This is a genomic window from Pedobacter lithocola (assembly GCF_042650845.1).
Taxonomy (GTDB): domain Bacteria; phylum Bacteroidota; class Bacteroidia; order Sphingobacteriales; family Sphingobacteriaceae; genus Pedobacter; species Pedobacter lithocola.
This window is the reverse complement of the sequence record NZ_JBHSBW010000012.1, coordinates 1-733: the sequence shown is the minus strand read 5'-3', so window position 1 is coordinate 733 and position 733 is coordinate 1. Positions and strand designations below refer to the sequence as shown.

The window sequence follows — 733 nt, the reverse complement described above, 5'->3', positions numbered from 1 at the left end:
AAAGTAGCATTATTTCCTTTAGTTGCTGTGAGCGGTTGAACTCCAGTTTGGTTTTGGCAATAAGCTAAAGTAGCAGAAACAGTTGGAGCAGCAGGTAGCGGATTGATGGTAACAGTAATCTCCGCCTTATCACCTTCGCAACCTTTGCTAAACTTCTGCGTTACATAATATTTTTGAACTCCAACGGTAGCAGTTGAAGGTGTTGGAGCAGAAGGAAGAATTTGACCAGTTTCGTTGTACCAAACTAAGACTGCAATAGTTTCTTTAGTTGCTGTTAATGCAGGAATTCCTGTTTGATTTTGGCAATAAGTTACATCTGAAACAGTTGGGGCTGCAGGAAGTGGATTAATGGTTACCACTATCTCAGCTTTTGGACCTTCACATCCTGTAGAAAATTTCTGCGAAACATAATATGTCTGAGTTCCAACCATGGCAGTTGAAGGTGTTGGAGCAGATGGCAAAACTTGTCCTGCTCCATTATACCAAACCAAGGTTGCACCACTTGTTGCCGTTGCGTTAAGTTCAGGAACTCCAGTTTGGTTTTGGCAATATGCTAAAGTAGCAGAAACAGCTGGAGCTGCAGGAAGCGGATTAATGGTTACCACTATTTCCGCTTTTGGACCTTCACACTCTGTATCAAATTTCTGAGCAACATAGTATTTCAATGTTCTAGCAACAGCAGTTGAAGGTGTTGGTGCAGATTGCAAAACCTGTCCAGTTTCGTTGTACCAAA

At 41.9% G+C, this 733-nt stretch carries 1 protein-coding gene; it reads right to left on the bottom strand.

The window, feature by feature from the left end:
• The coding region (locus ACFOWA_RS14025; RefSeq protein WP_449302195.1) for an immunoglobulin domain-containing protein at nt 1–733 on the bottom strand (733 nt) is incomplete at both ends.